The following is a 26,193-nucleotide window of genomic DNA, read 5'->3' as shown; positions in this document are numbered from 1 at the left end:
TCGCGAAGCGATAGTGCAACTGAAATGAAGCGGCGTCACCGATGACTACCCGTCATGCGTACGTTAGGGCGGACGGTGAATTTGCGTCAATAGCCACTTAGCCCGACAAAATATGTAATGGTTATAAAAGAATTAACGTCGCGTTCATCTGCCACCCAATGGTGAAACATGCACCGTGCTACCAGGCACTTGACCGAAACGAGATTTCCCAGCTCATGGGCCGACGGAGGGGCGACCGCGGTTAGTACAGAATCCATTGTGATTAACAGTTCGGTAACGCGAACTGCACAAAGTGTTTACTACCATCGTGGTGATTGAAACTCGTCACACTTCCGTGATTGGCGGGCAGTTGGCCGCCGCCGCCTTCGGTGACCGGCCAGGCACCTGGCCGCTTCCGACGGCGGTCACGCCGGAGGACCTGTGGCTGCGCGCGGTGGCGGCGGGCGGGCAGGGCCGCTACGGCAGCGCCTACCGCGATTTGGCGGAGCTGCGGCGCAGCGCGCCCGCCGGGCGGCTGGTCTCGCTAACCCACAGCACGCAGGGATCGTTCCTGCGCCAACTCGGTTGGCACACCTTGGCGCGCGGCTGGGACGGGCGCGCGCTCGCGCTGGCCGGGGAGGACGCCCAGGCGCGCGCCGACGCCCTGATCGGGCTGGCGGCCGACGCGCTGGGTGTCGGCCGCTTCGCGGCCGCGGCGACGCTGTTGGCCCGCGCGGACTCGGAGCTGGCCGCCGGTGCGGTGCCCGACCGCCTGCCGGTGCGCCGCGGCTGGGTGGCCGCCGAGTTGGCGATGGCTCGGGGTGATGGCGAAATCGCCGTCCGCCATGCGAACGAAGCGGTGGACCTGGCCGGAGCCATGGCCGCCCCGTCGGCGCGGCACGCCGTCAAAAGCCGGGTGGTGCTGGCGGCCGCCCTGTGCAGCGCCGGGGCCGCCGAGCGCGCCCGGGCGGTGGCGGAGGAGGCGCTGGACGCCACCGGGGCGCTCGGCCTCGTCCCGCTGCGGTGGGCGCTGGCGTGCTTGCTGATCGATCTCGGAGGCGTCACGTTTTCGGCACAACGGCTGCGGGAAATTCGCGATGTCTGCGCAGGCCAAGTGCGGCTCGCCGGTGCGACGTGGCGTTCCGCTTGAAATGGCCTCGCGCCCGTTATTGTCATTGCGTTAGTTAGCCCGGTTAGCTCGCGATGTGTCCGGTTCGTAACGTTGGAGATACCGCCGTCGATGACAATTCAAGGGGATCGTCTCGACGCTGTGGTTGCCAAGGCCGTGGCGGGGGACACCAATGCACTACGGGAGGTGCTGGAGACCATCCGTCCGATTGTCGTGCGGTATTGCCGGGCGCGGGTCGGGACAGTCGAGCGGGGTGGCCTGTCAGCGGATGACGTCGCACAGGAGGTGTGCTTGGCGACTATCACGGCGTTGCCGCGGTATCGGGACCGGGGGCGTCCCTTTCTGGCCTTCCTGTACGGCATCGCGGCGCACAAGGTCGCGGACGCTCATCGCGCCGCCGGCCGTGATCTGTCCTACCCCACCGAGGTGCTTCCCGAGCGCTGGTCCTCCGACGCCGGCCCCGAACAGCGGGCCATCGAAGCGGATTCGGTCAGCCGGATGAGCGAGCTGCTCGAGATCCTGCCCGCCAAGCAGCGCGAGATCCTGATTTTGCGCGTCGTCGTCGGCATGTCCGCCGAGGAAACCGCGTCCGCCGTCGGCAGCACCACGGGAGCGGTCCGGGTGGCCCAGCACCGCGCGCTGTCGCGGCTCAAGTCCGAAATGATCGCGGCAGGTGACTGTGCCTGACTCCCTGGACGAATTCGCCCGCACCGACCTGCTTCTCGACGCGCTCGCCGAGCGGCGGCCGGTGCACGTCGGCGACCCCGACATGGACGCGGTGGCCACCCTGCTGGAGGACTGGCGCGACAACCTGCGCTGGCCGCCGGCCAGCGCGCTGGTGTCGGCCGAAGAGGCCGTCACGGCCCTGCGCACCGGATTGGCCGACCGCCGCCGCAGCCGTCGCGGGATGGCGACGATCGGATCGGTGGCCGCGGCGCTGTTGGTGCTGAGCGGATTCGGGGCCATGGTGGTCGAGGCCCGTCCGGGCACCACGCTCTACGGGCTGCACGCGATGTTCTTCGACCAGCCGCGGGTCAACGAGAAGCATCAGGCCTTGCTGTCGGCCCGGGCCGACCTGGCCAAGGTGCAGGAGTCGATCGACCGGGGTGAGTGGGACCAGGCCCGGAATCAGCTGACCGAGGTGAGCAGCCTGGTCCAGTCGATCGAGGACCCGGCCAGCAAACAGGAGCTGACGAATCAGCTGAATCTGTTGAATGTCCGCGTCCAGTCGCGCAACCCGAACGCGACGCTGCCGGCCCCGGCGAACACCCCGTCGGCGTGGTCGACTCCCACCACCGCGGCGCCAACGGCGTCCGGGGCGGCCCCGAGTTCATCGGTCACGCCGTCGCCCAGCCAGTCGTGGAGCAAACACCGGCATCACGAGCAGACACCCGGCCCGTCGGCGTCGAACACGCCCTAGCGGTGTTTAGCGCCGGTACCCGTCGGCGTCCGAGGTGGCCTCGTTGAGCGAGGCGTCGGCGTACCCCCGGCAGTAATCCCACGTGACGTAGGCGTCCGGCTCGGGGTCGTAGGCCGGCTCGTGCGGGCGGACGGTGCCGTCGATCAGCAGCTGCAGCAGGTTCGCCCGCAACATGTCCCAGTCGTGGTAGTGATCCTGCTGACATTCGTCGCAACACACCACGAGACCGCGAATGCCCTTGTGCGCCAACAGGGCCTCGTATACCGCCAGGTCGGCGAGATCCGCCTCGACCGCCATCCGCTCCTGGGCGTCCAGGGGTTGGCCCGGCTCTACGGCTTCCAGCGCCGCCGACGGATCGCAGGGTTCGTCGGCGAAAGGATCGGGCGGCAAACCCGGTGGGAGGTGATCGCGCACGCACACTAGCCTACGCAGCCCGGCCGGGATAACGCCAGCAGGGAAGCCCCACGTCGTTTCTGCGTTTCGGGTCCGCGGCGCGCCCCGGGTCGCCGGGGGAGCGTGCCGATAGGATGGTGGTCTCACGCCGCATCGTATGGAGGGCCCCACCGATGACCCGTGGCATGTCCCACCTGGAAGACAGCTCCGACCTGGTCGGTAGCCCCTACGTGCGCGACCCCCGGATCGGGGGACTGGTCGACGAGCCGGTGCCGACCGGCGGCGACAACCCGCACAAGGTCGCGATGCTCGGCCTCACCTTCGACGACGTCCTGCTGCTTCCCGCCGCTTCCGACGTGGTTCCCGCCACCGCCGACACGTCCAGCCAGCTCACCAAGAAGATCAGGCTCAAAGTGCCGCTGGTCAGCTCGGCGATGGACACCGTCACCGAGTCGCGGATGGCGATCGCGATGGCCCGGGCGGGCGGCATGGGCGTCCTGCACCGCAACCTGCCCGTCGCCGAACAGGCCGGACAGGTCGAGATGGTGAAGCGCTCGGAGGCCGGCATGGTCACCGACCCGGTCACCTGCCGGCCGGACAACACCCTGGCGCAGGTCGACGCGCTGTGCGCCCGCTTCCGCATCTCGGGCCTGCCGGTGGTCGACGACTCCGGGTCGCTGGTCGGCATCATCACCAACCGCGACATGCGCTTCGAGGTCGACCAGACCCGCAAGGTCGCCGAGGTGATGACCAAGGCCCCGCTGATCACCGCCCAGGAGGGGGTGAGCGCCGACGCCGCGCTGGGGCTGTTGCGCCGCAACAAGATCGAGAAGCTGCCCGTGGTCGACGGCCACGGCCGGCTGACCGGGCTGATCACCGTGAAGGACTTCGTCAAGACCGAACAACACCCGCTGGCCACCAAGGACAGCGACGGCCGGCTGCTGGTGGGCGCCGCCGTCGGCGTCGGCGGCGACGCCTGGGTGCGCGCGATGATGCTGGTCGACGCCGGGGCCGACGTGCTGATCGTGGACACCGCGCACGCGCACAACCGCCTGGTGCTCGACATGGTCGGCAAGCTCAAGGCCGAGGTCGGCGAGAAGGTAGAGGTGATCGGCGGCAACGTGGCGACCCGGTCGGCGGCCCTGGCGCTGGTGCACGCCGGCGCCGACGCGGTCAAGGTCGGCGTGGGCCCGGGCTCGATCTGCACCACCCGGGTGGTCGCCGGGGTCGGCGCGCCACAAATCACGGCGATCCTAGAGGCGGTCGCGGCGTGCGGGCCGGCGGGCGTGCCGGTGATCGCCGACGGCGGGCTGCAGTACTCCGGCGACATCGCCAAGGCGCTGGCCGCCGGCGCGTCGACGGCCATGCTGGGCTCGCTGCTGGCCGGCACCGCCGAGGCCCCAGGCGAGCTGATCTTCGTCAACGGCAAGCAGTTCAAGAGCTACCGCGGCATGGGCTCGCTGGGCGCCATGCAGGGCAGGGGCGGGGGGAAGTCCTACTCCAAGGACCGCTACTTCGCCGACGACGCGCTCTCCGAGGACAAGCTGGTGCCCGAGGGCATCGAGGGCCGGGTGCCGTTCCGCGGGCCGCTGTCCTCGGTGATCCACCAGCTCACCGGCGGCCTGCGCGCCGCGATGGGCTACACCGGATCGCCCACCATCGAGGCGCTGCAGCAGGCGCAGTTCGTCCGCATCACCTCGGCCGGGCTGCGGGAAAGCCATCCGCACGACGTCGCCATGACCGTCGAAGCGCCCAACTACTTTGCGCGCTGAGGGCGGCATGGTCGAAATCGGCATGGGCCGCAACGCCCGTCGCACCTATGAGCTGAGCGAAGTCAGCATCGTGCCGTCGCGGCGCACCCGCTCGTCGCAGGACGTGTCCACCGCGTGGCAACTGGACGCCTACCGCTTCGAGATCCCGGTGATCGCCCATCCGACCGATGCCCTGGTCTCCCCGGAGTTCGCCATCGAGCTCGGCCGCCTGGGCGGGCTGGGCGTGCTCAACGGCGAGGGGCTGATAGGCCGGCACGCCGACGTCGAGGCCAAGATCGCGCAGCTGGTCGAGGCCGCCAGCAAGGAGCCCGAGCCGTCGGCGTCGATCCGGCTGCTGCAGGAGCTGCACGCGGCGCCGCTGGACCCGGACCTGCTGGGGTCGGCGGTCGCGCGCATCCGGGAGGCCGGGGTGACCACCGCGGTGCGGGTCAGCCCGCAGAACGCCCAGGCGCTTACCCCGGTGCTGTTGCAGGCCGGCATCGACCTGCTGGTCATCCAGGGCACGATCGTGTCGGCGGAACGCGTGGCCAGCGACGGCGAGCCGCTGAACCTGAAGACCTTCATCTCCGAGCTCGACGTCCCGGTGGTGGCGGGCGGCGTGCTCGATCACCGGACCGCGCTGCACCTGATGCGCACCGGCGCCGCGGGCGTCATCGTCGGCTACGGCTCCACCCGGGGCGTGACCACCAGCGACGAGGTGCTGGGCATCAGCGTGCCGATGGCCACCGCCATCGCCGACGCCGCCGCGGCGCGGCGGGAATACCTCGACGAGACCGGCGGCCGGTACGTGCATGTGCTGGCCGACGGCGACATCCACACCTCCGGCGAGCTGGCCAAGGCGATCGCCTGCGGCGCCGACGCGGTGATGCTCGGCACGCCGCTGGCCGAATGCGCCGAGGCGCTGGGCGAGGGTTGGTTCTGGCCGGCCGCGGCGGCGCACCCGTCGCTTCCGCGCGGGGCGTTGCTGCAGATCGCCCTCGGCGAGCGGCCGCCCTTGGAGCGGGTGCTCAACGGCCCGTCCGACGACCCGTTCGGTTCCCTCAACCTCGTCGGTGGCCTGCGCCGATCGATGGCCAAGGCCGGCTACTGCGACCTCAAGGAATTCCAGAAGGTCGGGCTGACCGTCGGTAGCTGAGGCTCGCGGCCGCTGGTTTATTACCCGGCGGTAAGGCCATACTGGTGCGATGAGGCCGGATTACGACGTTCTGATCATCGGTTCGGGTTTCGGCGGCAGCGTCAGCGCGCTGCGGCTGACCGAAAAGGGCTACCGCGTAGGCGTATTGGAGGCCGGCCGGCGCTTCGCCGACGAGGATTTCGCCGAGACGTCCTGGGACCTGCGCAGGTTTCTGTGGGCGCCCAGGCTGGGTTGCTACGGCATTCAGCGGATTCATCCCTTGAAGAACGTGCTGATCCTGGCCGGCGCCGGCGTGGGCGGCGGGTCGCTGAACTACGCCAACACGCTCTACGTGCCGCCGGAGCCGTTCTTCGCCGACCGGCAGTGGTCGCACATCACCGACTGGCGCGACGAGTTGATGCCGCACTACGAGCAGGCGAAACGGATGCTCGGGGTGGTCACCAACCCGACCTTCACCGACGCCGACCGCGTCCTGAAGGAAGTCGCCGACGAGATGGGCTGCGGCGACACCTTCGTGCCCACCCCGGTGGGGGTGTTCTTCGGCCCGGACGGCACCAAGACGCCCGGCAAGACCGTGCCCGACCCATACTTCGGCGGCGCGGGACCGGAGCGCACCGGCTGCCTCGAGTGCGGTTGCTGCATGACGGGCTGTCGGTACGGCGCCAAGAACACGCTGCTGAAGAACTACCTCGGCCTCGCCGAATCGGCTGGCGCACAAGTCATTCCGATGACCACCGTCAAGGGATTCCAGCAGCGTCCCGACGGAGTGTGGGAGGTGCGCACCGTGCGCACCGGAAGCTGGCTGCGCAGGGACCGGCGCACCTACACCGCGACGCACCTGATCCTGGCCGCGGGCACCTGGGGCACCCAGCATCTGCTGTTCAAGATGCGCGACAAGGGCAAGCTGCCGCGGCTCTCCGAGCGGCTGGGCGTGCTGACCCGGACCAACTCCGAGTCGATTGTCGGCGCCGGCAAGCTCGAGGTCGACCCGAACCTGGACCTGACCCACGGCGTGGCGATCACGTCGTCGATCCATCCGACCTCGGACACCCACGTCGAGCCCTGCCGCTACGGCAAGGGTTCCAACGCGATGGGGCTGCTGCAGACGCTGATGACCGACGGCACCGGTCCCGAGGGCACCGACGTACCGCGCTGGAAGCAACTGCTGGACCAGGCCCGCGAGGACCCGCGCCGCATGATGCGGATGCTCAACGTCCACCAATGGAGCGAGCGCACCCTGATCGCCCTGGTCATGCAGCACCTGGACAACTCGATCACCACGTACACCAAACGCGGCAAGCTCGGCATCCGCTGGTACACCAGCAAGCAGGGGCACGGCGACCCGAACCCGGCCTGGAACCCCGTCGGGAACAGGGTGACCCGGCGCATCGCCGAAAAGGTCGACGGCGTGGCCGGCGGCACCTGGGGCGAGCTGTTCAACATCCCGCTGACCGCGCACTTCCTCGGCGGCGCGGCGATCGGCGACGCCCCCGACAACGGGGTCATCGACCCCTACCACCGGGTCTACGGCTACCCCACGATGTTCGTGGTGGACGGCGCCGCGATCTCGGCGAACCTGGGCGTCAACCCGTCGCTGTCCATCACCGCCCAGGCCGAACGGGCCGCCTCGTTGTGGCCCAACAAGGGCGAGGACGATCAGCGCCCGCCGCAGGGCCAGGCGTACCGCCGGCTGGACCCGATCGCACCGAGGCAGCCCGTGGTGCCGGCAACCGCGCCCGGTGCGCTGCGCTGGTTGCCGATCACCCCGGTGCGCTCCGCCGCCGACGCCGGCTAGCTTCGGTCAGCTCGCGATCGCCTCGAGCGGGGCGCCGCTGACCACCCGGCTGCGTTGCCGGTGCACGTTGAAGGGCACGTCGCCCATCAGGGTCACGCGGTGCATCAGCCGCGGCTGGTCGTCGTAGTCGTCGATGGCGCGGTGCTGGGTGGCCCGGTTGTCCCAGATGGCGACGTCACCCGGCGCCCAGTTCCAGCGAATGGTGTTCTCCGGCATAGTGATTCGCCGCTGCAGCATGTCGAAGAGCACGGTTGATTCGTAGTTGTCCAGGCCGACGAACCCGCGCACGAAATCTCCCAACAGCAGCGTGCGCTCGCCGGTCTCCGGGTGCACCCGCACCACGGGATGCTCGGTGCGGAAGTCCGGTTTCTCGAAGGCCTGCCGGAACGTCCGCTGCGCGTCGGTCATGCCCACGGCTTCGGCGGTCACGTAGTCGTAGCGGTTGCTGTGCAGCGCCCACAGGTCGTCGACGAGCCAGGCCAGCGGCTCGGGCAGGTCCTCGTACGCCGCGGCGGTGTTGGCCCACAGCGTCGACCCGCCGTAGCGGGGCAGCGTGACGGCACGCAGGATCGAGGCCGCGGGATAGTTCGCGACGAACGTGACGTCGGTGTGCCAGCGGTTCGCCTTGCCGAACTCGGAATTGATCGGGGTGATCACCGGCGCGTGCTTGGCGGCGAGCGCCTCGGCGGCCGGGTGGCCGACGGGCGTGCCCAACAGCCCGGCGAACGCCAGCTGCTGCTCGTCGTCGAGCTGGTGCTGGTGGCGGAAGAAGATCACCTTGTGGGCCAGCAGCGCCTGCTGGATCTTCTCGATCGCGGCCGCGTCGAGGTCGCCCCCGAGGCGCACCCCGTCGACGCGGGCGCCGATGCGGCTGCCCAGCTTGGTGACGGTTATCTGACCGATCATTTTCATCATTCCTACTGTTAAAGGGGCGTAGTCATCTGACTACATAGAGTACTGTAGTCGTATGACTACATCGTCCGCAAGGGCCGCCGGGAAAATGCCAACGGGTCGGGCCGAGGTCGCCGCCGCGATCCTGGCGGCCGCCACCGACCTGTTCGCGCAGCGCGGACCCGCGGCGACCTCGATCCGCGACATCGCCGCTCGAGCCAACGTCAACCACGGGCTGCTGTTTCGCCACTTCGGTACTAAGGAACAACTGATCGGCGCGGTGCTGGATCACCTCAGCGCCGACGTCGGCGCCCTGCTGAGCGACGAGGCGCCCGCCGGCGAACTGGACCGGGCGTTGGACCGGCAGATGCGCGTGATGGCCAGGGCCTTGCTCGACGGGTATCCGGCGGGTCAGCTGCAGACGCGCTTTCCCGCCATCGCGGCGTTACTCGACTCGGTGTTGCCCCATCACGACGACGAGGCCGAGGCGCGGCGCGCCGTCGCCAACGCGCTTGCGCTGCAATTCGGCTGGCGGTTGTTCGCGCCGATCCTGCGCGCGGCGACCGGAATCGACGAGCTGACGGACGCCGAGATACGGATGGCGGCGACCGCCGAGGCGGGGCGGCTGCTCAACCCCGGCTGATGCTCACTTCTTGCGGGTCAGCGCCCGGCGGTGCAGCGGCTCGCGGCCCGGCGGCTGCTGCGGGGGCGGCAGCAGTGGTTTGCGTTCGCGCACCGCGAAGGTCTTGGGCGCGTCGGTGCTCAGGGTGACATCCTCGCCGGCGTGCCGGATGGTGAGTTGGCCGCCCGGCCCGTCGCGCACCGTGTACGTGACGTCGGAATGGTTGACGTCGACGGTCACCCGGAAATCGCGCCACCGAAGCCGAAACCGCAGCCGCGAAATGCCGTCGGGCAGTGCGGGATCCAGCGCCAGGATGCCCTCGTCGTCGCGCAGGCCGCCGAAGCCGCCCACCAACGCCGTCCACGCGCCCGCGAGCGAGGCCATGTGCAGGCCGTCGCGGGTGTTGTGGTGCAGGTCGCGCAGGTCGATCAACCCGGCCTCGTAGGCGTAGTCGTGCGCCAGTTCCAGGTGTCCGACCTCGGCGCACATCACCGCCTGGGTGCACGCGGACAACGACGAATCGCGCACCATGCGCCGCTCGTAGTAGTCGACGTTGCGCGCCTTCTGTTCCGGGGTGAACGCGTGACTGCGCCACTGCATCGCCAGCACCAGGTCGGCCTGCTTGATCACCTGCGCGGGGTAGAGCCGCACGTAGGGGTCGTGCAACAGCAACGGATAGGAGTGGTTCTCCTGGAAATTCCATTCCGCGAGCGTGGTGAAGCCCTCGCACTGCTGATGCACCCCCAGGCCGGCGTCGTAGGGGATGTTGGCGGCGTCGGCCGCGTCGCGCCAGGAAGCCGTCTCCTCGGTGGTGACGCCCAGCGCCTCCGCCACCTCGGGGTGGCGGTTGCAGGCCTCGGCGGCGGTCCGCAGGTTGTGCGCGGCCATCAGGTTGGTGAAGACGTTGTCGCGCACGATCGCGGTGTACTCGTCGGGGCCGGTGACCCCGTCGAGGTGCCAGACGCCATGCCGGTCGTGGTGGCCGAGGGTGACCCAGAGCCGGGCGGTTTCGACGAGAACCCCTAGGCCGCAATGCTTTTCCAATTCCTCGTCGCCGGTGACGATGCGGTATCGCTCGAACGCCATGGCGATGTCGGCGTTGATGTGCCAGGCCGCGGTGCCGGCCGGCCAATACGCCGAGCACTCCTGCCCGCGGATGGTGCGCCAGGGGAAGGCGGCGCCTTCGAGGCCGAGTTCGGCGGCCCGCTCCTTGGCGAGGTCCAGCGTCGACGCCCGCCACTTCAGCGCGTCGGCCACCGCGTGCGGCGCGGTGTAGGTGAGCACCGGCAACACGTAACCCTCGGTGTCCCAGAAGGCGTGGCCGTCATAGCCGGTCCCGGTGAGTCCCTTGGCCGAGATCGCCCGGCGCTCGGCGCGCGCGCTGGCCTGCAACAGGTGAAACAGCCCGAACCGCACGGCCTGCTGGGACTCGGGATCGCCCTCGACCTCGACGTCCGCGCAGTCCCAGAACTCGTCCAGGTACTTGCGCTGCGCGTCCACCAGCCCCTGCCACCCGCTGTAGCGGGCGCTGTGGATGGCGGCGGCGGCCTGGTCGCGCAGCGCGGGGCGCGAGCGCATGCTCGACCAGCCATACGCGAGGTACTTGACGATGCGCAGCTTCTGCCCGGCGCGCAGCCCGCAGATCACGGTGGTTCGCGCCAGGTCTTCGCGCGCGTCGGTGCTGTACTCGACGCGACCGGGAACGTCGATCTCGTGATCCATCGCGGCGGACATCATCAGGGCGCTGCTGCGGGTGCGGTGCATGAGAAGCGCCCCGGTGTCGGTGTTTTCGTGGTCGACGGCCACCAGGGGGCTTTCCAGGATGGCCGCCACCCGCGGGTCGCCCGACGTCTGGGGCTGGTCCTCGTTGGTGACCAGTTCGGACTGCACCGTCACCCGGACGAAATCGCCGACCGCTTCCACGACGTATTCGATGGCGGCCACGCCGCGTTGCGCCAGCGACACCAGCCGGGTGGACACCAGCTTGATTTCCTTGCCCGCGGGCGAGCGCCAATGCGCGTGGCGGGCCATCGTCCCCGCGCGCAGGTCGAGAACCCGTTCGTGCGAGAGCAATTCGCCGTAGCGGACGTCGAACGGCTCGTCCTCGACCAGCAGGCGGATGATCTTGCCGTTGGTGACGTCGACGATTGTCTGGCCGGCCTCGGGGTAGCCGTATCCGGCCTCGGCGTAGGGCAGCGGCCGGATTTCGTAGAAGGAGTTCAGGTAGGTGCCGGGCAGGCCGTAGGGCTCACCCTCGTCCAGATTGCCGCGCAGCCCGATGTGCCCGTTGGACAAGGTGAACAGCGATTCGGACTGGGCCAACAGGTTCAGGTCGAGCTTGGTTTCGCTGACCAGCCATGGATCGACGGGGAAGGCTTCGTCGGTGATCATGACTGCAGCAACTCGGCGAGGTCGGTGACCACCACGTCGGCGCCGTTGCGCCGCAGATCGTCGGCCTGCCCCACCCGGTCGACGCCCACCACGTAGCCGAAATTACCGGCATGGCCGGCCTGCACGCCCGAGATGGCGTCCTCGAAAACGGCCGCTTCGTCGGCGCCGACGCCGAGCAACTCGGCGCCCCGCAGGTAGGAGTCGGGGGCCGGCTTGCCGGCGATGTGCTCGTCGCGCAGCGTGACGCCGTCCACCCGCTGCTGGATGAACCGGTCCAGACCGGTGATCTCCAGGACGTCGCGGGTGTTGGCGCTCGAGGACACCACCGCGACGCCCAGGCCCGCCTCCGAGACCGCCTCCAGGTAACGCCGCGACCCCTCGAACACCTCGACGCCGTCCTTGCGCAGCACCTTCTGGAACGCGTCGTTCTTGCGGTTGCCGAGCCCGTACACGGTGTCGGCGTCGTCCGGGTCGTCGGGACTGCCGTCGGGCAGATCGATGCCGCGGCTCTGCAGGAACGAGCGGACGCCATCCTCGCGCTTCTTGCCGTCCACGTATTTGCGGTAGTCGGCGGCCGCGTCGAAGGGAACGAACTCCTCCCCGGTGCGCTTGGCCCGTTCGGACAGGAAGTCGTCGAACATGGTCTTCCAGGCCTTGGTATGGACGCTGGCGGTATCGGTCAGCACCCCGTCGAGGTCGAACAGACAGGCATGCACTTTCTCGGGCAGACCCAAAGAATGCACCGGCGGACCTCGCTCTCTAGTGTCTGACGGACTAGGTAAGCGATACCCACTCCACCATGCCGAGCAATCCGCGCGCCACCTTGGGCGCCTGTTATGTGCGCCGACGGCTTTCCCGGATGAGGCGGACCATTTCCCTCGGGCTTTCGAGGGCCGAGAAATGGCCGACGCCCGGCACGGTGACGGCGTCCGCGGTCAGCCGGGCGGCGACGTGCTCGCGCTCCGCCGCGCGCGACCAGTCGCGCTCGCTGTAGACGAGCGTGACGGGCACGCTCACCCGCGCGTAGCGGCTTCGCGCGGCGACGAACCCGGCGAGGCTGCGCATGATGGCCCGGTTGACCCGGGGGTAGCCGCGGCGGCGTCCGCTGCGGCGCAGCTCGGCGAGGAACCCGCCGGGCAGCGCGTGGCGGTCGGCGAAGCCGCCGGCCAGCACACCGGCGAGGATCGGGCGGTTTTCCAGCCGGGCGAAAACCGGTCCGGTGCCGGGCAGGCGGACGGCCGTCCCGATCAGGCGGGCGAACCAGTTGCCGCGCTCCAGGCCGCCCGGGTAGTCGTAGGGATTGAAGGCCACCACGTTGCGCACCCGGCCGGTCAGGTCCATCGACGCCAGCAGCGCGATCGCGGCGCCCATCGATTCACCGGCCAGCGTGACGTCGCGCAGGTCGAGGGCTTCGACGAATTCGACGACGGCGCCGCACAGTTCCGGTTGGTCGTAGCGCGCGCCCGGCACGATGTCCGACCATCCCATCCCGGGCAGATCCAGCGCGTAAACCGTGAATTCGTCCCACAGCTCGGGCAACACCCGCTGGAAGTAGTCGAGCTGCGTCCGCACGGTGTGCAGCAAAACCAGCGGCGGCCCCGTGCCCGTCGTGAAGTAACGCAACCGCGATCCGTCGCGGCGACGTAGAAACTTCACCTCGCCGCGACCACCGCTCCACGTCATCGCGTAGCGCCGGTCGGCAATCTCGTTGGGGGACAAGTCTTTCAACTTTCGCACACGGCCTGGATGGCGCGCAGCCGTCCGTCGGCCAGCGCTTGGGTGAGGTGGTGGACTTTGGTGTCGAAGTCGGCGACGAAGGCGTGCAGCCCCAGCGGGCTGGCGGGCTGTGCCAGCAGGGCCCGCATCAGCGCGACTGCCTCGTCGGTGCGGTCGTTCCAGTGCGCGACGGTGAAACCCGCGGACTCGACGGCGGCGCGCAACTGATCGGGGGTGACCAGGTGGCTGCGCCCGGGGTTGTCGGCCCACGGCAGCGGATAGTCGAGCGGGCCGCGATCTCCCGTCGTGATGTCCCACAGGGCGAGCCGCCCGCCGGCCTTGAGGACGCGGCGCGCTTCGGAGTAGAGGCGCGCCTTGTCCGCGACGTTCATCTGGACGTGCTGGCTCAGGACCACGTCGAACGTCCCGTCGGGGAACGGCAGGTCGGTCACGTCGGCTCGGTGGACGGATATCCGGTCATCCAGGCCGACAAGGCGATTGAGCCAGCGGTGCGTGTCGCAGTATTCGTCGGTGAGATCGACGGCGGTGACCGCGCAGCCGTAGCGCGCGGCGACGTAGCGGGCGGTACCCCCGACCCCGCTGCCGGCGTCGAGCACTTCGCTTTCAGCGCCGATCTCGACCAGGTCCACCAGTTGGGCGGTGGCGATGCGGCCCATGGTGTGGAAGTCCTCCAGCAGCGCCAGGTCGGCGGGTTCGAGGCGGTCGAGGTCCTTGCCGGCAACGACCAGCGCGCGCTCGATGTTGTTCCGCGACAGGCCGGTTGAGTATTGCTCTTGGATGACGTTGCTCATTTGCGCACCCATGCCGTGATGATGGGCGGCATCGTGATGAGGGCATTGGCCGCGAGCACCTCCTCGCGGAAACGCGGCACGAACTCGTCGATGTCGGCGACCTCGTCGATGGCGAAGCCGCCCTGTTGCGCGATGGGGGAGACCAGCCGCCAGACTTCCGCGCCGTAGGCCAGGATGTCGGTGCGGGCGGCCGTGCCGATCGGGGCGCCGACGGTCAGCTCCGGCGAACCCAGGCCGGCGTCGGCGAATATCGTGTGCAGCGTGGTGCCGAACCGCGCGGACAGGCCCATGGCCTCGAAGGCCCGCACGATCCCCGCTATCACCTGACCGAACAGCGGCGTGTCCGGGTCGCTGCGCGCCGATTGAATGTCGTTCTCGGAGAACGCGATGACGCCGCCGGGCCGCACGAACTGACTCAGGCGCCGCAGCGTGTCGGCCGGGTCGGGCAGGTGCATGAGGATCAGCCGGCCGATCACCGCGTCCACCGGCTCGTCGGGCGTGATCGCGTCGATCGCGGATTGGGTGAAACGCGCTGTGCCGATGCCTTGTTCGGCGGCGCGGGCGCGGGCCAGCTCCACCATGTCGGGTGCGGCGTCCACCCCGAGCACGCTGCCGGTCGGACCGACCAGCCGGGCGGCGATGAACGACACGTCGCCGGGGCCGCTGCCGATGTCGAGCACCCGCATGCCCGGGCGCAGGCCCGCGAGCCGCAGCGCGTGCTCGGTGTAGTCGTTGTAAAGCCGCCCCTGCAGGAGCAGCCGCCGTACCTCAACGTCGGCATGGCCGAGGACATAGGTGCTGCCGCTGGCAGCCGGTGTGGTGTTCATCGTGCTATCGCCCTTTCCGGTTCGAATGTCGCTATGTGTTCTTGTCGCCACCCCACGGACTCGCCCGAGAATGTGGGATGTGCAGGGCGTGGATGTTGTTGGAGCCGGTCGAACCTGTCCAGCCGGCGCATCGGCACCAGCCCGGTCAACAGGAAGATGCCCAGCTGATGGATGAAATTCGCTGGGGTGCGGCGTGTTTCGGGACCGGTGGCGTAGCGGCGCGCTATCGTCAGGAAGTCTTCGGGCTCGACGCCCGCGACGTCGCGGACATGCGTCGTCGGGCCGCCCACCTCCCACGTTCCCAGCGCGTACTCCGGAAGGTAGTGGCGCAGGCCGGACTGGAAGAACAGGTCGACCCCGAGGCGCTTCGCGCTGACGCGCACCGCCCGCATGAAGATCCACGGGGGGATGTCGATGTGGCGCACGCGCCGGCCCAGCGCCTCCCCGACGGCATCGGCGATCTCCGCGCCGGACAGCAATGCCGGTCCGGTCGGGCGGTAGGCGCGGCCGTCGTGGCGGTGGGGGTCGAGCAGCGCGCCAACGGCGACCCGGGCGATGTCCTCGTTGGAGGGTGGGGCGTTTCGGCGGCCCCCGGTCGGCGTCGGCAACACTCCCAGCTGGGCGGCCATACCGATCAGCTGCAGGTAGTTGTCGGCGAAGTAGCCCGGGTCGACGGCCACGTGCGCGGTGTCCGGCAGGAGCTCGAACAGCTTGTCGGTGAGCCAGGCCTGCCGGGTCATCAGGGAGGGATGCTCGGGGCTGGCCAGCCATTGCCCAAGTGCCACCACCGCTTCCACGCCGGCGCGCCGGGCGGCGACCGCGAACGCGACCGCGCTGTCCAGCGCGTGAGGGTGATAGGGAGGGTTGAAATACAGCCGGCCGACGCCGTCCATCGCGGACGAAACCTGGTTGATGTCAAACATATCCGCGACCACGACCTCGGCGCCCAGCTGGCGCAGCCGCGCGCTGCGGGCGTCGTCGCGATGCACCATCGCCCTCGTTGGGACGCCCTTTTCAAGCAGCTGGGTGGCGACGGCACCGCCGACCTTGCCCGTGGCACCGGTTACCAATACCCGACTATTCATCGAATCTCCCTTTCCTGACGCGCCGGCAATAACCAGCCGACGACGATGGCCGCGCCCAGCGCGATGCCCGCACACACCAGCGAGCTCACCTGCAAGCCGTCCAGGAACGCGCGATCGACCGCGGCGCGGACGCCGACGGCCCGTTGCGCGGGCAGCTGCGCGATCACACTGTGCGCCAGCGCCATCGACTGCCGCATGGCCTCGGCGGGTAGCCCGGTCAACGCCGACGCGGCGAGGTGTCCCGAGTAGACCGAGGCGAAGATGCTGCCGGCGATCGCGACACCGAGCGTGCCCCCGAGCTCGCGCGTGGTGTCGTTGACGGCCGAGCCGACCCCGGCCTTGTCGGCGGACAGCGACCCCATGATGGCCTCGGTGGCCGGCGAGACCGTCAGGCCGAGGCCACCGCCGAGGAGCAGCATCTGGGTGGCGATCTGGGTGTACGGCGTGGCGGCGTCGGCCGTGGAGGCCCACGCCAGCCCGGCGGCGAACACGGTCAGCCCGGCGGCGACGACGGCGGTGGTGCCGACCCGCTCGACCAGCCGTGGGCTCGCGATGCTGGCCAGTGCGATGGATGCGGCGACCGGCAGCAGCCGCACCCCGCTCTGAAAAGCGGTGTAGTCCTTGATGAATTGGAAGTACTGGGTGATGACGAAGATGAAGCCGAACAGAGTCAGGAAGCCGGCCGTCACCGCCAGGCTGCCGCCGGAGAACCGCCGGTTGGCGAAGACCGAGATGTCCAGCATGGGCTGGGGGGTCCGCCGCTCCCAGAGCGCAAACACCACGAGGATCGCTGTGGCCAGGGCGAACCCGCCCGCGGTCCGGCCGTTGGTCCATCCCCAGGTGGGCGCCTCGATGACCGTGTAGACCAGCGCCGTGATGCCGGCCGCGGACAGGATCAGGCCGCCGACGTCCACGCGTGGCGCCGCGGGATCGCGGGAGGTCGGCACGAACAGGACGCCCCCGACGATCGCCAGCACGGCGATCGGGATGTTCACCATGAAGATCGAGCCCCACCAGAAGTGCTCGAGCAGCCAGCCGCCGCTGATCGGCCCGACGGCCACCCCGACGCCGACCATCGCCGCCCACAGCCCGATCGCCTTGGCCCGCGCCACCGGGTCGGTGAAGATGTTGGTGATCAACCCGAGCGTGGTCGGAAAAATCACCGCCGCGCCCACCCCCATCGCGGCGCGCGCCGCGATCAGCTGGCCGGCCGAATCGGTATGCGCCGCAACGGCAGAGGTGACCGCGAACAGCGCGAGCCCGGAGTTCAGCCAGCCGAGCCTGCCGAATCGGTCGGCCAGGCTGCCCGCCGACAGCAGCAGGCCGGCCATCACCAGGGTGTAGGCGTCGACGATCCATTGCAGCTGCGCGGTGTTGGCGCCGAGCTCGCGCGACAGGGTCGGCAGCGCGACGTTGACGATGGTGGCGTCGACGCTGATGACGAAGACACCGAGGCAGATGACGGCGAGCGCGGCTATCGGATGGTTGCGGACGCGGCTTGCGATGGGCATAGACGAGACCCTAAAGCGGGTAGACAAGGAAATCAAGCAAATAGTTGAAAAAGGTGTCTGAAGTGCTAGGGTGGGGTGGTGGCGACCCGCCGGACCTACAACCAGAACTGCCCGATCGCGCTCGGGCTCGACGTCCTGGGCGAGCGGTGGACGCTGCTGATCTTGCGCGAGCTGGTCGGCGGCCCCCGCCGCTACGGTGACCTGCGCGCCGAATTGCCAGGCATCGCAACGAATCTGCTGGCCGAGCGGCTCAAGGAACTGCAGGACGCGGGGCTCGTCGACCGCGCCGATCTGCCCGCCCCGATCGGGCGGACCGTGTACACGCTCAGCGACGTGGGCTGGCAGCGGGTGCTGCCCGTGCTGCGTAGCGTCGCGTGGTTCGGCCTGGACCGGCTGGACCCGGTCGAGGGCGAGCCGGTCTCTCCGCTCAACGGGTTTCTGGCCGGGATTCTGCTCGGCTTCGACTCGGCCAAGGCCGCGGGGCTGGAGGCGACGTGCCGGGCCGAGATCGACGGCCGGCGCTTCGACTTCGCGGTGACGCAGGGGCGGCTGGCCGGTGCGCGTGGTGAGCCGTCGGCGACGATCACCGCCGCCGCGGCCGATCTGGTGACCGCCCGCCTCGGCGCGAGCGAGGCCAAGCGCAAGGCGGCGGCGCGGCGCATCGCGGTGACGGGCGATGCGGCGGCCGTCGACGGCGTGCGTCAGGCGTTCGGGCTGTAGCGCTCAATCCGCGGGTTCGAGCAGCGCGCCGATGAGCGCGTCGGCGATGAACGTGCCGTATCGCTTGGCCGACCAACCCCGTTCGAGCACGAGGAGCTCGTAGAGCTCCGGCGCGTGATACGTCCACAGGATGTCGCGCGCTTGCTTCGAGCCGACGCGCAGCCGTCCCGTGCGGGCCAGATCGGCCGCGAACATCGTCATGGCGTTGAGAGTTTCCTGCCGAATCTGCTGCCAGACCTCGCGCGCGTCGGGTGACGACGCGGCGCCGTCGCGCGCGAGCAGCTGCACCGGAGCGCTGCGCGGCATGGTGGCGGCCAGGTGGTCGGCGTAGATCTGTAGCTTGCGGTCCGCCTCGGTCGCCTCGATGACGTTGCGGATCACGTCGCGCTGGGCCATCGGGATCGGCTCGTCGTCGCCGGCCACCGAGACGTCGAACAGCGCCTTGAGCACGCCCGCCTTGGTCGCAAAGGCCTTGTACACCGTTTCGACCGACACGGAGGCGTCCCGCGCGATCTCGGCGATCGTGGTGGTCGCGTAGCCCTGGGCCAAAAATCGCCGCCGGGCGGCGGCAAGCACCGCGTCCCGGTTGCGCTGCGCCTGTTCGCGGCGGCGGGTCGAGTCGTAGCGGCGTGGTGGCGTGCCCTTGACAGATCCCATAATTAGTTACATGCTCCTGTATCTATTACAGATTACTGTATCAGAATTAGGAGCATGACATGACCACCGCAACGTGCCCCGCCGTCGGCCTGTCCGGAGGCGCCCACCCCATGGACGTCGCGCGTGCCCTGGCGCCCGAGATCACCCGGCGCGCCGGCGAGGCGGAGGCGCTCGGGACGACGCCACCCGATCTGGTCGGGCGGCTGCGTGCGGCCGGTGTCTTCCGGGCGCTACAGCCGCGCTCGCTCGGCGGATTCGAAATGGCGCCAACCGAATTCATCCACATGATCGAGGAGCTGGCGCGCGCCGACGGATCGACGGGCTGGATCGCGGCCATCGGCGCCGGCGGCCCGGCATTCACCGCCTGGCTCGAACCCGCCGCCGCCACGGCGCTGTTTGGGCCGGACGCCGATTTCCTGGCGGCCACGGTGTTCGCCCCCACCGGGCGCGCCGTCCCGGACGGGCGTGGGCGCTTCGCCGTCGACGGCCGGTGGCCGTTCGCCAGCGGCTGTCGCCATGCCGAATGGGTTTTGGCCGGGATGTTCGTCTTCGACGGCGACACGCCGCGAATGATCCCCGACCAGGGCCCCGACTGGCGCCTGGCGTTCTTCCCCCGCGCCGAAGCCGAAATCGTCGACAACTGGGACGTTTTGGGGCTGCGCGCCACCGGCAGCAACGACCTGGTCGGCCGGGGCCTGCGGGTCGACGAGGAACACACCATCAGCCCGTTCTTCTCTCCGGCCCGCCAGGACGGCCCGTTGTGGAGGCTGGCGTTCTTCACGCTCGTCGGGGTCGCGATCGTGGGCGTCCCGCTCGGGATCGCGCGTCGCGCGCTGGACGAATTCACCGAGCTGGCGGCGACGAAGACGCGTGCCGGCACGTTCGAGCCGCTCGCCCAGGATTCCGCCGCACAGGTCGAATTCGCCGGTGCCGAAGCCGGTTTGAGGGCGGCGCGGGCCTTCGTTCTGGACGAGGCCGCCGCCCTGTGGGAAAGCGCGTGCGCCGGCGACCCGCCGACGCTTGGGCAGCGCGCCGGCTTCCAGCTCGCCGCCCAACAGGCGATGCGCGCGGCGCGTCACGCGGTGGATACGGCGTTTCACCTGACCGGCGCCGGCGCGGTGCACGCGAACCACCCGCTGCAACGATGCTTCCGGGACCTGCACACGGTCGGCCAGCACGTGTACTTCAGTCCGGCGGCGTTGAAGCGCTACGCCGGCACCCGCTTCGGCATCGCGCAACCGACACACCTGATGTGACGGCGCCGCGTCACACCTGCAGTGCAGTTATCCACTTCTCGAGGCGGCGGGCTTGTTGGGCCATCACTTCGGGCTGCCCCAGGGCGTTGGTCAGAACGGCACTGCCCTCGTAAGCGATGACGAGTTCGAGGGCCAGCTCGCGGGCGTCGCGGCGGCCCATGGCGTGGAACTGCTGCTCGGCCCAGTCCAGCAGCGTCTGCATGATGGGAGCGGTCAGGTCGGGCGATCGGCCTGGCTGGTTCGCGAGTTCGGTGCACAGTGTTCCGAGCGGGCATCCGTGGTCGGCGATCGTGTGGCGCGACTCCGCCAGCATCGCCACGAGTGCCTTGAGCCGCGCCTTGGGGCTGCCGTGCCGGCGCTGCAGGGCGGCGGTTGCGGATCGGACCTCCTCGGTGCGCGCCTCGGCTACCGCGGCAACGATGTCGTCTTTGGTCTTGAAGTAGTAGTACACGTTGCCCAGGGGCACCTGCGCGGCCTCGGCGATGTGCGCCAGTGTGGTGCCCGCTATGCCCTGGCGATAGAACAGGTCGCACGCGGCGGCGATCAATCGCTCCCGCTTGCCGGTTGAGTCAGCCATATCACTCACGGACTATAGACGGCATGCGTCCATGCTCAGGTTCCACAGGTGGTCGCGGTACTCCGGGGTGTTGTACGCGGTCCTGACCTTCTTCGGCCGGGCATTCGTGAAGTACTGACCGGAGACCCGCGACGCGGCGGGGGAGCCGGCGAGAAACACCGACGTGGCCGCACCCCGGTCCGCTGACCGCGAAAACGGCAGCGCCGCAAAAGAGATAGCGCGCAGTACCCCTTCCGCTTCACGCATCATCGGCGTCCTGACGATCCCGGGGTGCACGGCGTTCGCGGTGACGCGCGTCGGCGCCAGTCGCTGCGCCAGCTCGATGGTGAAAAGCAGCACGCACAGCTTCGACGAGGCGTACGCGCCGATGGTGGAGAACCGGCGCTCGCCTTGCAGGTTGTCCGGGTCGAACTTGCCGGCGCGGTACACGCTCGAGCTCAGGTTGACGACCCTGCCCTGCCGGCTCGTCTCCAGTGCGTCGAGCAGCAACTGGGTGAGATAGAACTGCGCGAGGTAGTTGACCTGAAACATCGTCTCGTAGCCGTCCTCGGTCAGCACGCGTTGCGGCATGACGACGCCGGCGTTGTTGACCAGAACGTCCAGCCGCGGGTAGCGCGCCGCGAACGCCGTGGCCAGCGCGCGCAGTTGGGAAAGCGACCCGAGATCCGCGGTGAGGTAGTCGACGTCGCGGTTGCCGGTCGACGCGACGATTTCGGATGTCACGGTCGCCGCCTTGGCCGCGCTGCGCGCGGCCAGCACGACGGCATAACCCTCGCGGGCGAGCGCGGTCGCGGTGACTTTGCCGATGCCATCGGTGGCCCCGGTGACGAGACAAATGGGCCTGTCCATGTTAATTGGCGGCCGTTTTGAGCTCGGCGGGCCGCGCCAACATGCGCGACATCATCGAGCGGGTGACGGTCGCGGGCACTAGCGCGGTGGTCACCCGGTTGAGCCGGCCCGGTATGCAACGGGCCCGGTTTCGCTCTAGCGCGCGCAGTGCGTCACGGGCGCAAACGTCCGGGGCCATGGGCGGCATCGGCAGTTTGTCTGGGTCGAGGCCGAGTTGGGCGATCGCCGGCGTGCGGGTGGGCCCGGGGTGCAGCACCGTGACGTGCACCCCGTGCTTGGCCAGCTCGCCGTGCAGGCCGGCACCGAGGCTGGCCACGTACGCCTTGGTCGCCGCGGTGTGCGCCAGGTACGGCACGCCGTGTATCGCGCCCAGGGCGGAGACCAGCACGATGCCGCCACGGCCGCGCCGCGCCAGCCGTGCACCGAAGTGGTGCGTGAGGCCCAAGTGCGCGGCGGTGTTGAGCCGCAGGATGGCCCGCTGCGCCTGAAGATCGGAGTCTAGGAACGGCCCGGGCAGGGCGGCGCCGGCGTTCGACACCAGCAGGCCGACGTCGATGTCGTTGGTGGCGTTGGCGATTGGGGTCAGCATCGCCGGGTCGGACAGGTCGACGCCGACGGCGCGAAAGTCGACGCCGCTTTCCCGGGCCAGCGCGCCACCAAGCTCCTCCAGCGCGGTCAGGCGCCGCGAGACGAGGACCACGTTGATGCCCGCGGTGGCGAGCTGGCGAGCGAATTCGCGCCCGATCCCTGACGACGCCCCAGTCACGACCGCCCAGGGGCCGAACCGATGTGTGTTGATACTCATGGTGTTTTGACCTCTCTGGTGGCCCGTTCGCGGCGCCGTCGTGGATGAGCACGTTAGTTACACAACTTACTATCGCCGACCTCAATCAAGCAAGCGATTGGCTTGAGAGGTGCAAATACGCAGTTCGATCCGGCTATTGTGCTGGAGGGGCGGTTGACCTAATGTGTTGGGCAACTAACTTATGTCGGAAGAGCGGGGTGGAGGATGGCCATCGTCAAACGTGCGTGGATCCCGCTCGTCGTGTTGGCCCTGGTCGTCGTCGCGGGTTTCGCCGTCTACCGGCTGCACGGTGCCTTCGGTGCCCGGGCCACCGCGTCGGCCGTCGGCGCCCGCGCCGATGACATCAAACCCTTCAACCCCAAGCATGTGACGCTGGAGGTCTTCGGCCCCGCTGGCAGCGTGGCCGACGTCAACTACCTCGACGTCGACGCCGTGCCGCAACGAGTCGACGGCACCCGGTTGCCGTGGACCTACAGCGTGGCCACAACCGCTCCCGCGGTGAGCGTCAACGTGGTGGCGCAGGGCGACGACGACAACATCGGTTGCCGGATCACCGTTAACGGCGACATTCGGGCCGAACGAACCGTGGCGGGAATTCATCCCCAAACTTTCTGCCTGGTGAAGTCCGCGTGATCGCTCGCACGGTTCGCCGGCTTTCGGTACCCATCCTGCTTTTCTGGCTGGGGCTGGCCGCGGTCACCAATATCGCTGTGCCGCAACTGGAAGCGGTCGGCGAGGCGCACGCGGTGTCGATGAGCCCCGACGATGCCCCGGCGATACGGGCCATGAAGCGCGTCGGTGAGGTGTTCAAGGAATTCGACTCCGACAGCGCGGTCATGGTCGTCCTCGAGGGCCAAGCCCCGCTGGGTGATGCTGCGCATCGGTTCTATGACGAGCTGATCCGCAAGCTCGCGCAGGACCACCGGCACGTCGAGCACATCCAGAACTTCTGGGGCGATCCGCTCACCGCGGCCGGCTCGCAGAGCGCCGACGGCAGGGCCGCCTACGTTCAGGTCTTCCTCGTGGGCCGCCAAGGCGAGACGCTGGCCAACGAGTCGGTCGACGCCGTGCGGCGCATCGTGTCGAACGTCCAGGCGCCCGACGGCGTCAGGGCTTACATCGCCGGCCCCGCAGCGGTGACCACGGATCAGCTCGAATTCGGTAACAAGAGCGCCCGCAAGGTGATGGGCGTGACGGTCGCGGTCATCGTCGCGATGTTGCTGATCGTGTATCGCTCTGTGGTCACCGTTGTGCTGACGCTTCTGATGGTCTTCATCGAACTGCCGGCAATGCAAGGCGTGATCGCCTTCCTGGGCGGTCACGGCCTACTGGGGCTATCGACATTTGCGGTGCAGATCCTCCCGATACTCGCGATCGCCGCGGGCACGGATTACGCGATCTTCATCGTTGGCCGATATCAGGAGGCCCGGCAGGCGGGTCAGGACGCAGAAGCCGCGTACTACACCATGTTTCGCGGCAGCGCCCACGTGGTCCTGGGCTCGGGGCTGACCATCGCCGGCGCGATGTTTTGCCTCAGTTTCACCCGGTTGCCTTATTTCCAAACGCTGGGTGCGCCGTGCGCGATCGGGATGCTCACGATCGTGGCGAGCGCCCTGACGTTGGGTCCGGCGATCGTCGCGTTGGGCAGTCGCTTCGGACTTTTCGATCCCAAACGCAAGATGAAGACGCGGGGGTGGCGACGGCTGGGAACCGCGGTGGTCCGCTGGCCGGGACCGATACTCGCGGCGAGCCTTGCGACCGCGTTGGTCGGGCTGTTGGCCCTGCCGTCGTTCACGACGAGTTACAACGATCGCAACTACCTACCCCGGACCACGCCATCCAATGTCGGGTACGCCGCGGCCGACCGGCATTTTTCGCCCGCGCGGCTCAATCCCGACCTGTTGCTCGTCGAGACCGACCACGATATGCGCAATCCCGCCGACATGCTCGTCCTGGACCGGGTGGCCAAAAGCGTCTTCGGGGCCGATGGTGTCGCGCGGGTCCAGTCCATCACCAGGCCGCTGGGCACCCCGATCGCGCACACCTCCATTCCCTTCCAGATCAGCATGCAAGCCACCACCTTGACCGAGAACATGAAATACCTGCACGACCGAATAGCGGACATGCGGGCCATTGCGGATCAGATGACCGGTGTCATCGACACCATGCAACGCATGCTCACGCTGATGCGCGAGCTCGCCGGAACCACACACGACGTAGCGGGCCAGACCAAGCAGATCGTTACCGACACCACCGAAGTGCGCGACCGCATCGCCGATTTCGACGATTTCTTCCGGCCGCTGCGCGGCTACTTGCACTGGGAACGGCACTGCTTCGACATCGGAGTCTGCTGGGCGCTGCGATCGGCCTTCGACGCGCTCGACGGCGTCGACAAGCTCACCGATGATCTTGGCGGCCTGGTCAACGATACCGATCGGCTGGATGCCCTGATGCCGCAACTAATCTCGCTCCTGCCGCCAATCATCGACGCCACGACGACCATGCGCACGATGACGTTGACGATGTACAGCACCTTCGCGGGCCTGCTGGATCAGATGGACGCCGCGCAGCAGAACGCCTCCGCGATGGGACAGGCGTTCGACAGCGCCAAGAACGACGACTCCTTCTACCTGCCGCCCGAGGTGTTCGATAACCCCGACTTCAAACGCGGCCTGGCGATGTTCCTCTCGCCCGACGGGAAGGCCGCCCGGCTCATCGTCACCCACGACGGGGATCCCGCGACGCCACAAGGCATCTCGCACGTCGACGCGATCAAGAAGGCTGCGCGCCACGCCCTGAAGGGGACCCCGTTGGAAGACGCCAGAATATACCTGGGCGGGACGGCGGCGACGTACAAGGACATGAGCGACGCGGCCAAATACGACGTGTTGATCGCGGCGATCTCCGCCGCGTGCCTGATCTTGATCATCATGCTGGTCATCACTGGAAGCGTGATCGCCGCATTGGTCATCATCGGGACTGTGGTGCTCTCGCTGGGCGCATCGTTTGGATTATCCGTCCTCATCTGGCAAGACATCCTCGGTATTCCGTTGCACTGGTTGGTCATAGCGATGGCGGTCATCATCTTGCTGGCCGTGGGATCGGACTACAACCTGCTCCTGGTCTCGCGGTTCAAAGAGGAAATGGGCGCCGGCATCAAAACCGGCATCATCCGCGCCATGGGCGGAACGGGGGCCGTGGTCACCTCTGCCGGCCTGGTGTTCGCGTTCACCATGTCGTCCTTCGTGTTCAGCGATCTCCAAATAATCGGCCAGTTTGGCACCACCGTCGGCATCGGGTTGCTGTTCGACACGCTCGTCGTGCGGTCACTGATGACGCCGTCGATCGCCGCCCTGCTCGGACGCTGGTTCTGGTGGCCGCGACGGGTAGGCGTCCGGCCTCGGGCGCGGAGATCCCGAGTGCCCGAAGTCGTTCCGATTCTGACGCCCACCGAAAGCCCGCGAACATGATCTTCCATCGCCCCAAAGCCCAAAGGCTGTCCGACTCGATTTACCTCGCCGCACCGCCCGACGAGGTGTGGGGCCTGATCACCGCGGTGAGGAGCATTGCGGAGTGGTACGACACGTGGGACGCCGTCGATCACGCCGCTGAGGTTGAACGACTCCAGGTGGGTACGTCGTTTCGGCTGATTCGTCACGGTGGCGGCCGCAACGACGTCGCGCTGTGCCGCGTGACCTCGTTGGAACCGCCCTGGCGGTTGTGCTGGGAGCAGTACGCCCCGCACCTGCCGACCATGTCGGTCGAATTCCAGTTGATGCCCGAGACCAACGGAACCGCAGGTACCCGGCTGAGCCACACCAGGAGCTGGATCGAACCTTTAGCCCCCTGAT

At 68.7% G+C, this 26,193-nt stretch carries 25 protein-coding genes; 12 read left to right on the top strand and 13 right to left on the bottom strand.

The features are described 5' to 3' along the window. The first annotated feature begins 310 nt into the window (after positions 1-310). The 3 genes from WU80_RS03805 to WU80_RS03795 all read left to right on the top strand — a co-directional run bounded on the left by WU80_RS03805 (position 311) and on the right by WU80_RS03795 (position 2,528). The gene (locus WU80_RS03805; RefSeq protein ID WP_156349477.1) at positions 311-1,129 is read left to right on the top strand and encodes a hypothetical protein; all 819 of its coding nucleotides are present in this window, start codon (positions 311-313) and stop codon (positions 1,127-1,129) included. Positions 1,130-1,219: 90 nt separating this feature from the next. Then, positions 1,220-1,795 (top strand): sigma-70 family RNA polymerase sigma factor, encoded by a 576-nt coding sequence (locus WU80_RS03800; protein WP_055401359.1) that lies wholly within the window; start codon positions 1,220-1,222, stop codon positions 1,793-1,795. Further along, entirely contained in the window at positions 1,782-2,528 is a 747-nt protein-coding gene (locus WU80_RS03795) for an anti-sigma-D factor RsdA (protein WP_197281159.1), read from the top strand. The genes WU80_RS03800 and WU80_RS03795 overlap by 14 nt, the downstream gene beginning before the upstream one ends. Positions 2,529-2,534: 6 nt before the next feature. On the opposite strand, the gene WU80_RS03790 is transcribed toward WU80_RS03795, so the two are convergent. Next, complete coding sequence (locus WU80_RS03790; protein WP_055401395.1) at positions 2,535-2,942, bottom strand: DUF5319 domain-containing protein; 408 nt, start codon at positions 2,940-2,942, stop codon at positions 2,535-2,537. Between the two features lie 152 nt (positions 2,943-3,094). Here WU80_RS03790 and guaB point away from each other — a divergent pair, with 152 nt between their 5' ends. Genes guaB through WU80_RS03775 form a run of 3 tightly spaced genes read left to right on the top strand, consistent with a single transcriptional unit; the run spans position 3,095 to position 7,623 of the window. Continuing rightward, the gene (gene guaB / locus WU80_RS03785) at positions 3,095-4,693 is read left to right on the top strand and encodes an IMP dehydrogenase (protein ID WP_055401355.1); all 1,599 of its coding nucleotides are present in this window, start codon (positions 3,095-3,097) and stop codon (positions 4,691-4,693) included. Positions 4,694-4,700: 7 nt separating this feature from the next. After that, positions 4,701-5,828 (top strand): GuaB3 family IMP dehydrogenase-related protein, encoded by a 1,128-nt coding sequence (locus WU80_RS03780; protein ID WP_055401353.1) that lies wholly within the window; start codon positions 4,701-4,703, stop codon positions 5,826-5,828. 49 nt (positions 5,829-5,877) lie between these two features. After that, complete coding sequence (locus tag WU80_RS03775; protein WP_055401351.1) at positions 5,878-7,623, top strand: GMC oxidoreductase; 1,746 nt, start codon at positions 5,878-5,880, stop codon at positions 7,621-7,623. A 6-nt stretch (positions 7,624-7,629) separates the two neighbouring features. Here the strand turns inward: WU80_RS03775 and WU80_RS03770 are convergent, their stop codons facing one another. Beyond that, positions 7,630-8,529 carry a TauD/TfdA family dioxygenase gene (locus tag WU80_RS03770; protein ID WP_055401392.1) on the bottom strand — a complete coding sequence of 300 codons (900 nt, stop codon included), beginning with the start codon at positions 8,527-8,529 and terminating at the stop codon, positions 7,630-7,632. Positions 8,530-8,590: 61 nt separating this feature from the next. Here WU80_RS03770 and WU80_RS03765 point away from each other — a divergent pair, with 61 nt between their 5' ends. Continuing rightward, positions 8,591-9,157, top strand: coding sequence for a TetR/AcrR family transcriptional regulator (locus WU80_RS03765; RefSeq protein ID WP_055401349.1), 567 nt, complete (start codon positions 8,591-8,593; stop codon positions 9,155-9,157). A 3-nt stretch (positions 9,158-9,160) separates the two neighbouring features. Here the strand turns inward: WU80_RS03765 and WU80_RS03760 are convergent, their stop codons facing one another. The 7 genes from WU80_RS03760 to WU80_RS03730 form a co-directional block, all read right to left on the bottom strand. Continuing rightward, positions 9,161-11,527: a glycoside hydrolase family 65 protein gene (locus tag WU80_RS03760; RefSeq protein WP_055401347.1), complete on the bottom strand. Its 2,367-nt coding sequence runs from the start codon at positions 11,525-11,527 to the stop codon at positions 9,161-9,163. Next, on the bottom strand, positions 11,524-12,270 hold the full coding sequence (locus tag WU80_RS03755) for a beta-phosphoglucomutase family hydrolase (protein WP_197281157.1): 747 nt from the start codon (positions 12,268-12,270) through the stop codon (positions 11,524-11,526). Before WU80_RS03755 ends, WU80_RS03760 begins: the two co-directional genes overlap by 4 nt. Before the next feature lie 91 nt (positions 12,271-12,361). Continuing rightward, positions 12,362-13,246 carry an alpha/beta fold hydrolase gene (locus WU80_RS03750; RefSeq protein ID WP_231633735.1) on the bottom strand — a complete coding sequence of 295 codons (885 nt, stop codon included), beginning with the start codon at positions 13,244-13,246 and terminating at the stop codon, positions 12,362-12,364. A 5-nt stretch (positions 13,247-13,251) separates the two neighbouring features. Further along, complete coding sequence (locus tag WU80_RS03745; protein ID WP_231633734.1) at positions 13,252-14,067, bottom strand: class I SAM-dependent methyltransferase; 816 nt, start codon at positions 14,065-14,067, stop codon at positions 13,252-13,254. Beyond that, a complete protein-coding gene (locus WU80_RS03740; protein ID WP_055401340.1) occupies positions 14,052-14,882 on the bottom strand; it encodes a methyltransferase domain-containing protein in 831 nt (276 codons plus the stop codon). Before WU80_RS03740 ends, WU80_RS03745 begins: the two co-directional genes overlap by 16 nt. Continuing rightward, positions 14,879-15,967, bottom strand: coding sequence for an NmrA family NAD(P)-binding protein (locus WU80_RS03735; RefSeq protein WP_055401338.1), 1,089 nt, complete (start codon positions 15,965-15,967; stop codon positions 14,879-14,881). Before WU80_RS03735 ends, WU80_RS03740 begins: the two co-directional genes overlap by 4 nt. Continuing rightward, a complete protein-coding gene (locus WU80_RS03730) occupies positions 15,964-17,478 on the bottom strand; it encodes a DHA2 family efflux MFS transporter permease subunit (protein ID WP_055401336.1) in 1,515 nt (504 codons plus the stop codon). Before WU80_RS03730 ends, WU80_RS03735 begins: the two co-directional genes overlap by 4 nt. 78 nt (positions 17,479-17,556) lie before the next feature. Between WU80_RS03730 and WU80_RS03725 the strand changes: the two genes are divergently transcribed. Next, positions 17,557-18,198, top strand: coding sequence for a helix-turn-helix domain-containing protein (locus WU80_RS03725; RefSeq protein ID WP_055401388.1), 642 nt, complete (start codon positions 17,557-17,559; stop codon positions 18,196-18,198). Between the two features lie 3 nt (positions 18,199-18,201). Here the strand turns inward: WU80_RS03725 and WU80_RS03720 are convergent, their stop codons facing one another. Next, on the bottom strand, positions 18,202-18,855 hold the full coding sequence (locus WU80_RS03720; RefSeq protein ID WP_055401334.1) for a TetR/AcrR family transcriptional regulator: 654 nt from the start codon (positions 18,853-18,855) through the stop codon (positions 18,202-18,204). A 59-nt stretch (positions 18,856-18,914) separates the two neighbouring features. Between WU80_RS03720 and WU80_RS03715 the strand changes: the two genes are divergently transcribed. Continuing rightward, complete coding sequence (locus tag WU80_RS03715) at positions 18,915-20,111, top strand: acyl-CoA dehydrogenase family protein (RefSeq protein WP_197281155.1); 1,197 nt, start codon at positions 18,915-18,917, stop codon at positions 20,109-20,111. 10 nt (positions 20,112-20,121) lie between these two features. On the opposite strand, the gene WU80_RS03710 is transcribed toward WU80_RS03715, so the two are convergent. The 3 genes from WU80_RS03710 to WU80_RS03700 are packed head-to-tail and all read right to left on the bottom strand — an operon-like array spanning position 20,122 to position 22,342. Then, positions 20,122-20,688, bottom strand: a complete 567-nt coding sequence (locus WU80_RS03710) for a TetR/AcrR family transcriptional regulator (RefSeq protein WP_055401329.1) — start codon at positions 20,686-20,688, stop codon at positions 20,122-20,124. Between the two features lie 12 nt (positions 20,689-20,700). Then, positions 20,701-21,537 carry an SDR family oxidoreductase gene (locus WU80_RS03705; protein WP_055401327.1) on the bottom strand — a complete coding sequence of 279 codons (837 nt, stop codon included), beginning with the start codon at positions 21,535-21,537 and terminating at the stop codon, positions 20,701-20,703. Position 21,538: 1 nt separating this feature from the next. Continuing rightward, positions 21,539-22,342, bottom strand: a complete 804-nt coding sequence (locus tag WU80_RS03700) for an SDR family oxidoreductase (protein WP_067820437.1) — start codon at positions 22,340-22,342, stop codon at positions 21,539-21,541. 204 nt (positions 22,343-22,546) lie between these two features. On the opposite strand from WU80_RS03700, the gene WU80_RS03695 reads away from it, so the two are divergent. The 3 genes from WU80_RS03695 to WU80_RS03685 are packed head-to-tail and all read left to right on the top strand — an operon-like array spanning position 22,547 to position 26,192. Further along, complete coding sequence (locus tag WU80_RS03695) at positions 22,547-22,975, top strand: MmpS family transport accessory protein (protein ID WP_055401323.1); 429 nt, start codon at positions 22,547-22,549, stop codon at positions 22,973-22,975. Continuing rightward, positions 22,954-25,812, top strand: a complete 2,859-nt coding sequence (locus WU80_RS03690) for an MMPL family RND transporter (RefSeq protein WP_197281163.1) — start codon at positions 22,954-22,956, stop codon at positions 25,810-25,812. The genes WU80_RS03695 and WU80_RS03690 overlap by 22 nt, the downstream gene beginning before the upstream one ends. Continuing rightward, the gene (locus WU80_RS03685; RefSeq protein ID WP_055401318.1) at positions 25,809-26,192 is read left to right on the top strand and encodes an SRPBCC domain-containing protein; all 384 of its coding nucleotides are present in this window, start codon (positions 25,809-25,811) and stop codon (positions 26,190-26,192) included. Before WU80_RS03690 ends, WU80_RS03685 begins: the two co-directional genes overlap by 4 nt. Position 26,193 lies beyond the last annotated feature (1 nt).

The sequence above is a fragment of the Mycobacterium sp. UM_11 genome (assembly GCF_001414075.1).
In the GTDB taxonomy this organism is placed as follows: domain Bacteria; phylum Actinomycetota; class Actinomycetes; order Mycobacteriales; family Mycobacteriaceae; genus Mycobacterium.
Note: the sequence above shows the minus strand (reverse complement) of the source record. Positions and strands in the feature narration are given on the sequence as shown.

Bases quoted from the DNA above. Each gene is read 5' to 3' on its own strand.
- WU80_RS03800 (WP_055401359.1), top strand. From the start codon at position 1,220: ATGACAATTCAAGGGGATCGTCTCGACGCTGTGGTTGCCAAGGCCGTG.
- guaB (WP_055401355.1), top strand. From the start codon at position 3,095: ATGACCCGTGGCATGTCCCACCTGGAAGACAGCTCCGACCTGGTCGGT.
- WU80_RS03780 (WP_055401353.1), top strand. From the start codon at position 4,701: ATGGTCGAAATCGGCATGGGCCGCAACGCCCGTCGCACCTATGAGCTG.
- WU80_RS03775 (WP_055401351.1), top strand. From the start codon at position 5,878: ATGAGGCCGGATTACGACGTTCTGATCATCGGTTCGGGTTTCGGCGGC.
- WU80_RS03770 (WP_055401392.1), bottom strand. From the start codon at position 8,529: ATGATCGGTCAGATAACCGTCACCAAGCTGGGCAGCCGCATCGGCGCC.
- WU80_RS03765 (WP_055401349.1), top strand. From the start codon at position 8,591: ATGACTACATCGTCCGCAAGGGCCGCCGGGAAAATGCCAACGGGTCGG.
- WU80_RS03760 (WP_055401347.1), bottom strand. From the start codon at position 11,527: ATGATCACCGACGAAGCCTTCCCCGTCGATCCATGGCTGGTCAGCGAA.
- WU80_RS03745 (WP_231633734.1), bottom strand. From the start codon at position 14,067: ATGGGTGCGCAAATGAGCAACGTCATCCAAGAGCAATACTCAACCGGC.
- WU80_RS03740 (WP_055401340.1), bottom strand. From the start codon at position 14,882: ATGAACACCACACCGGCTGCCAGCGGCAGCACCTATGTCCTCGGCCAT.
- WU80_RS03735 (WP_055401338.1), bottom strand. From the start codon at position 15,967: ATGAATAGTCGGGTATTGGTAACCGGTGCCACGGGCAAGGTCGGCGGT.
- WU80_RS03730 (WP_055401336.1), bottom strand. From the start codon at position 17,478: ATGCCCATCGCAAGCCGCGTCCGCAACCATCCGATAGCCGCGCTCGCC.
- WU80_RS03720 (WP_055401334.1), bottom strand. From the start codon at position 18,855: ATGGGATCTGTCAAGGGCACGCCACCACGCCGCTACGACTCGACCCGC.
- WU80_RS03715 (WP_197281155.1), top strand. From the start codon at position 18,915: ATGACCACCGCAACGTGCCCCGCCGTCGGCCTGTCCGGAGGCGCCCAC.
- WU80_RS03710 (WP_055401329.1), bottom strand. From the start codon at position 20,688: ATGGCTGACTCAACCGGCAAGCGGGAGCGATTGATCGCCGCCGCGTGC.
- WU80_RS03705 (WP_055401327.1), bottom strand. From the start codon at position 21,537: ATGGACAGGCCCATTTGTCTCGTCACCGGGGCCACCGATGGCATCGGC.
- WU80_RS03700 (WP_067820437.1), bottom strand. From the start codon at position 22,342: ATGAGTATCAACACACATCGGTTCGGCCCCTGGGCGGTCGTGACTGGG.
- WU80_RS03695 (WP_055401323.1), top strand. From the start codon at position 22,547: ATGGCCATCGTCAAACGTGCGTGGATCCCGCTCGTCGTGTTGGCCCTG.
- WU80_RS03685 (WP_055401318.1), top strand. From the start codon at position 25,809: ATGATCTTCCATCGCCCCAAAGCCCAAAGGCTGTCCGACTCGATTTAC.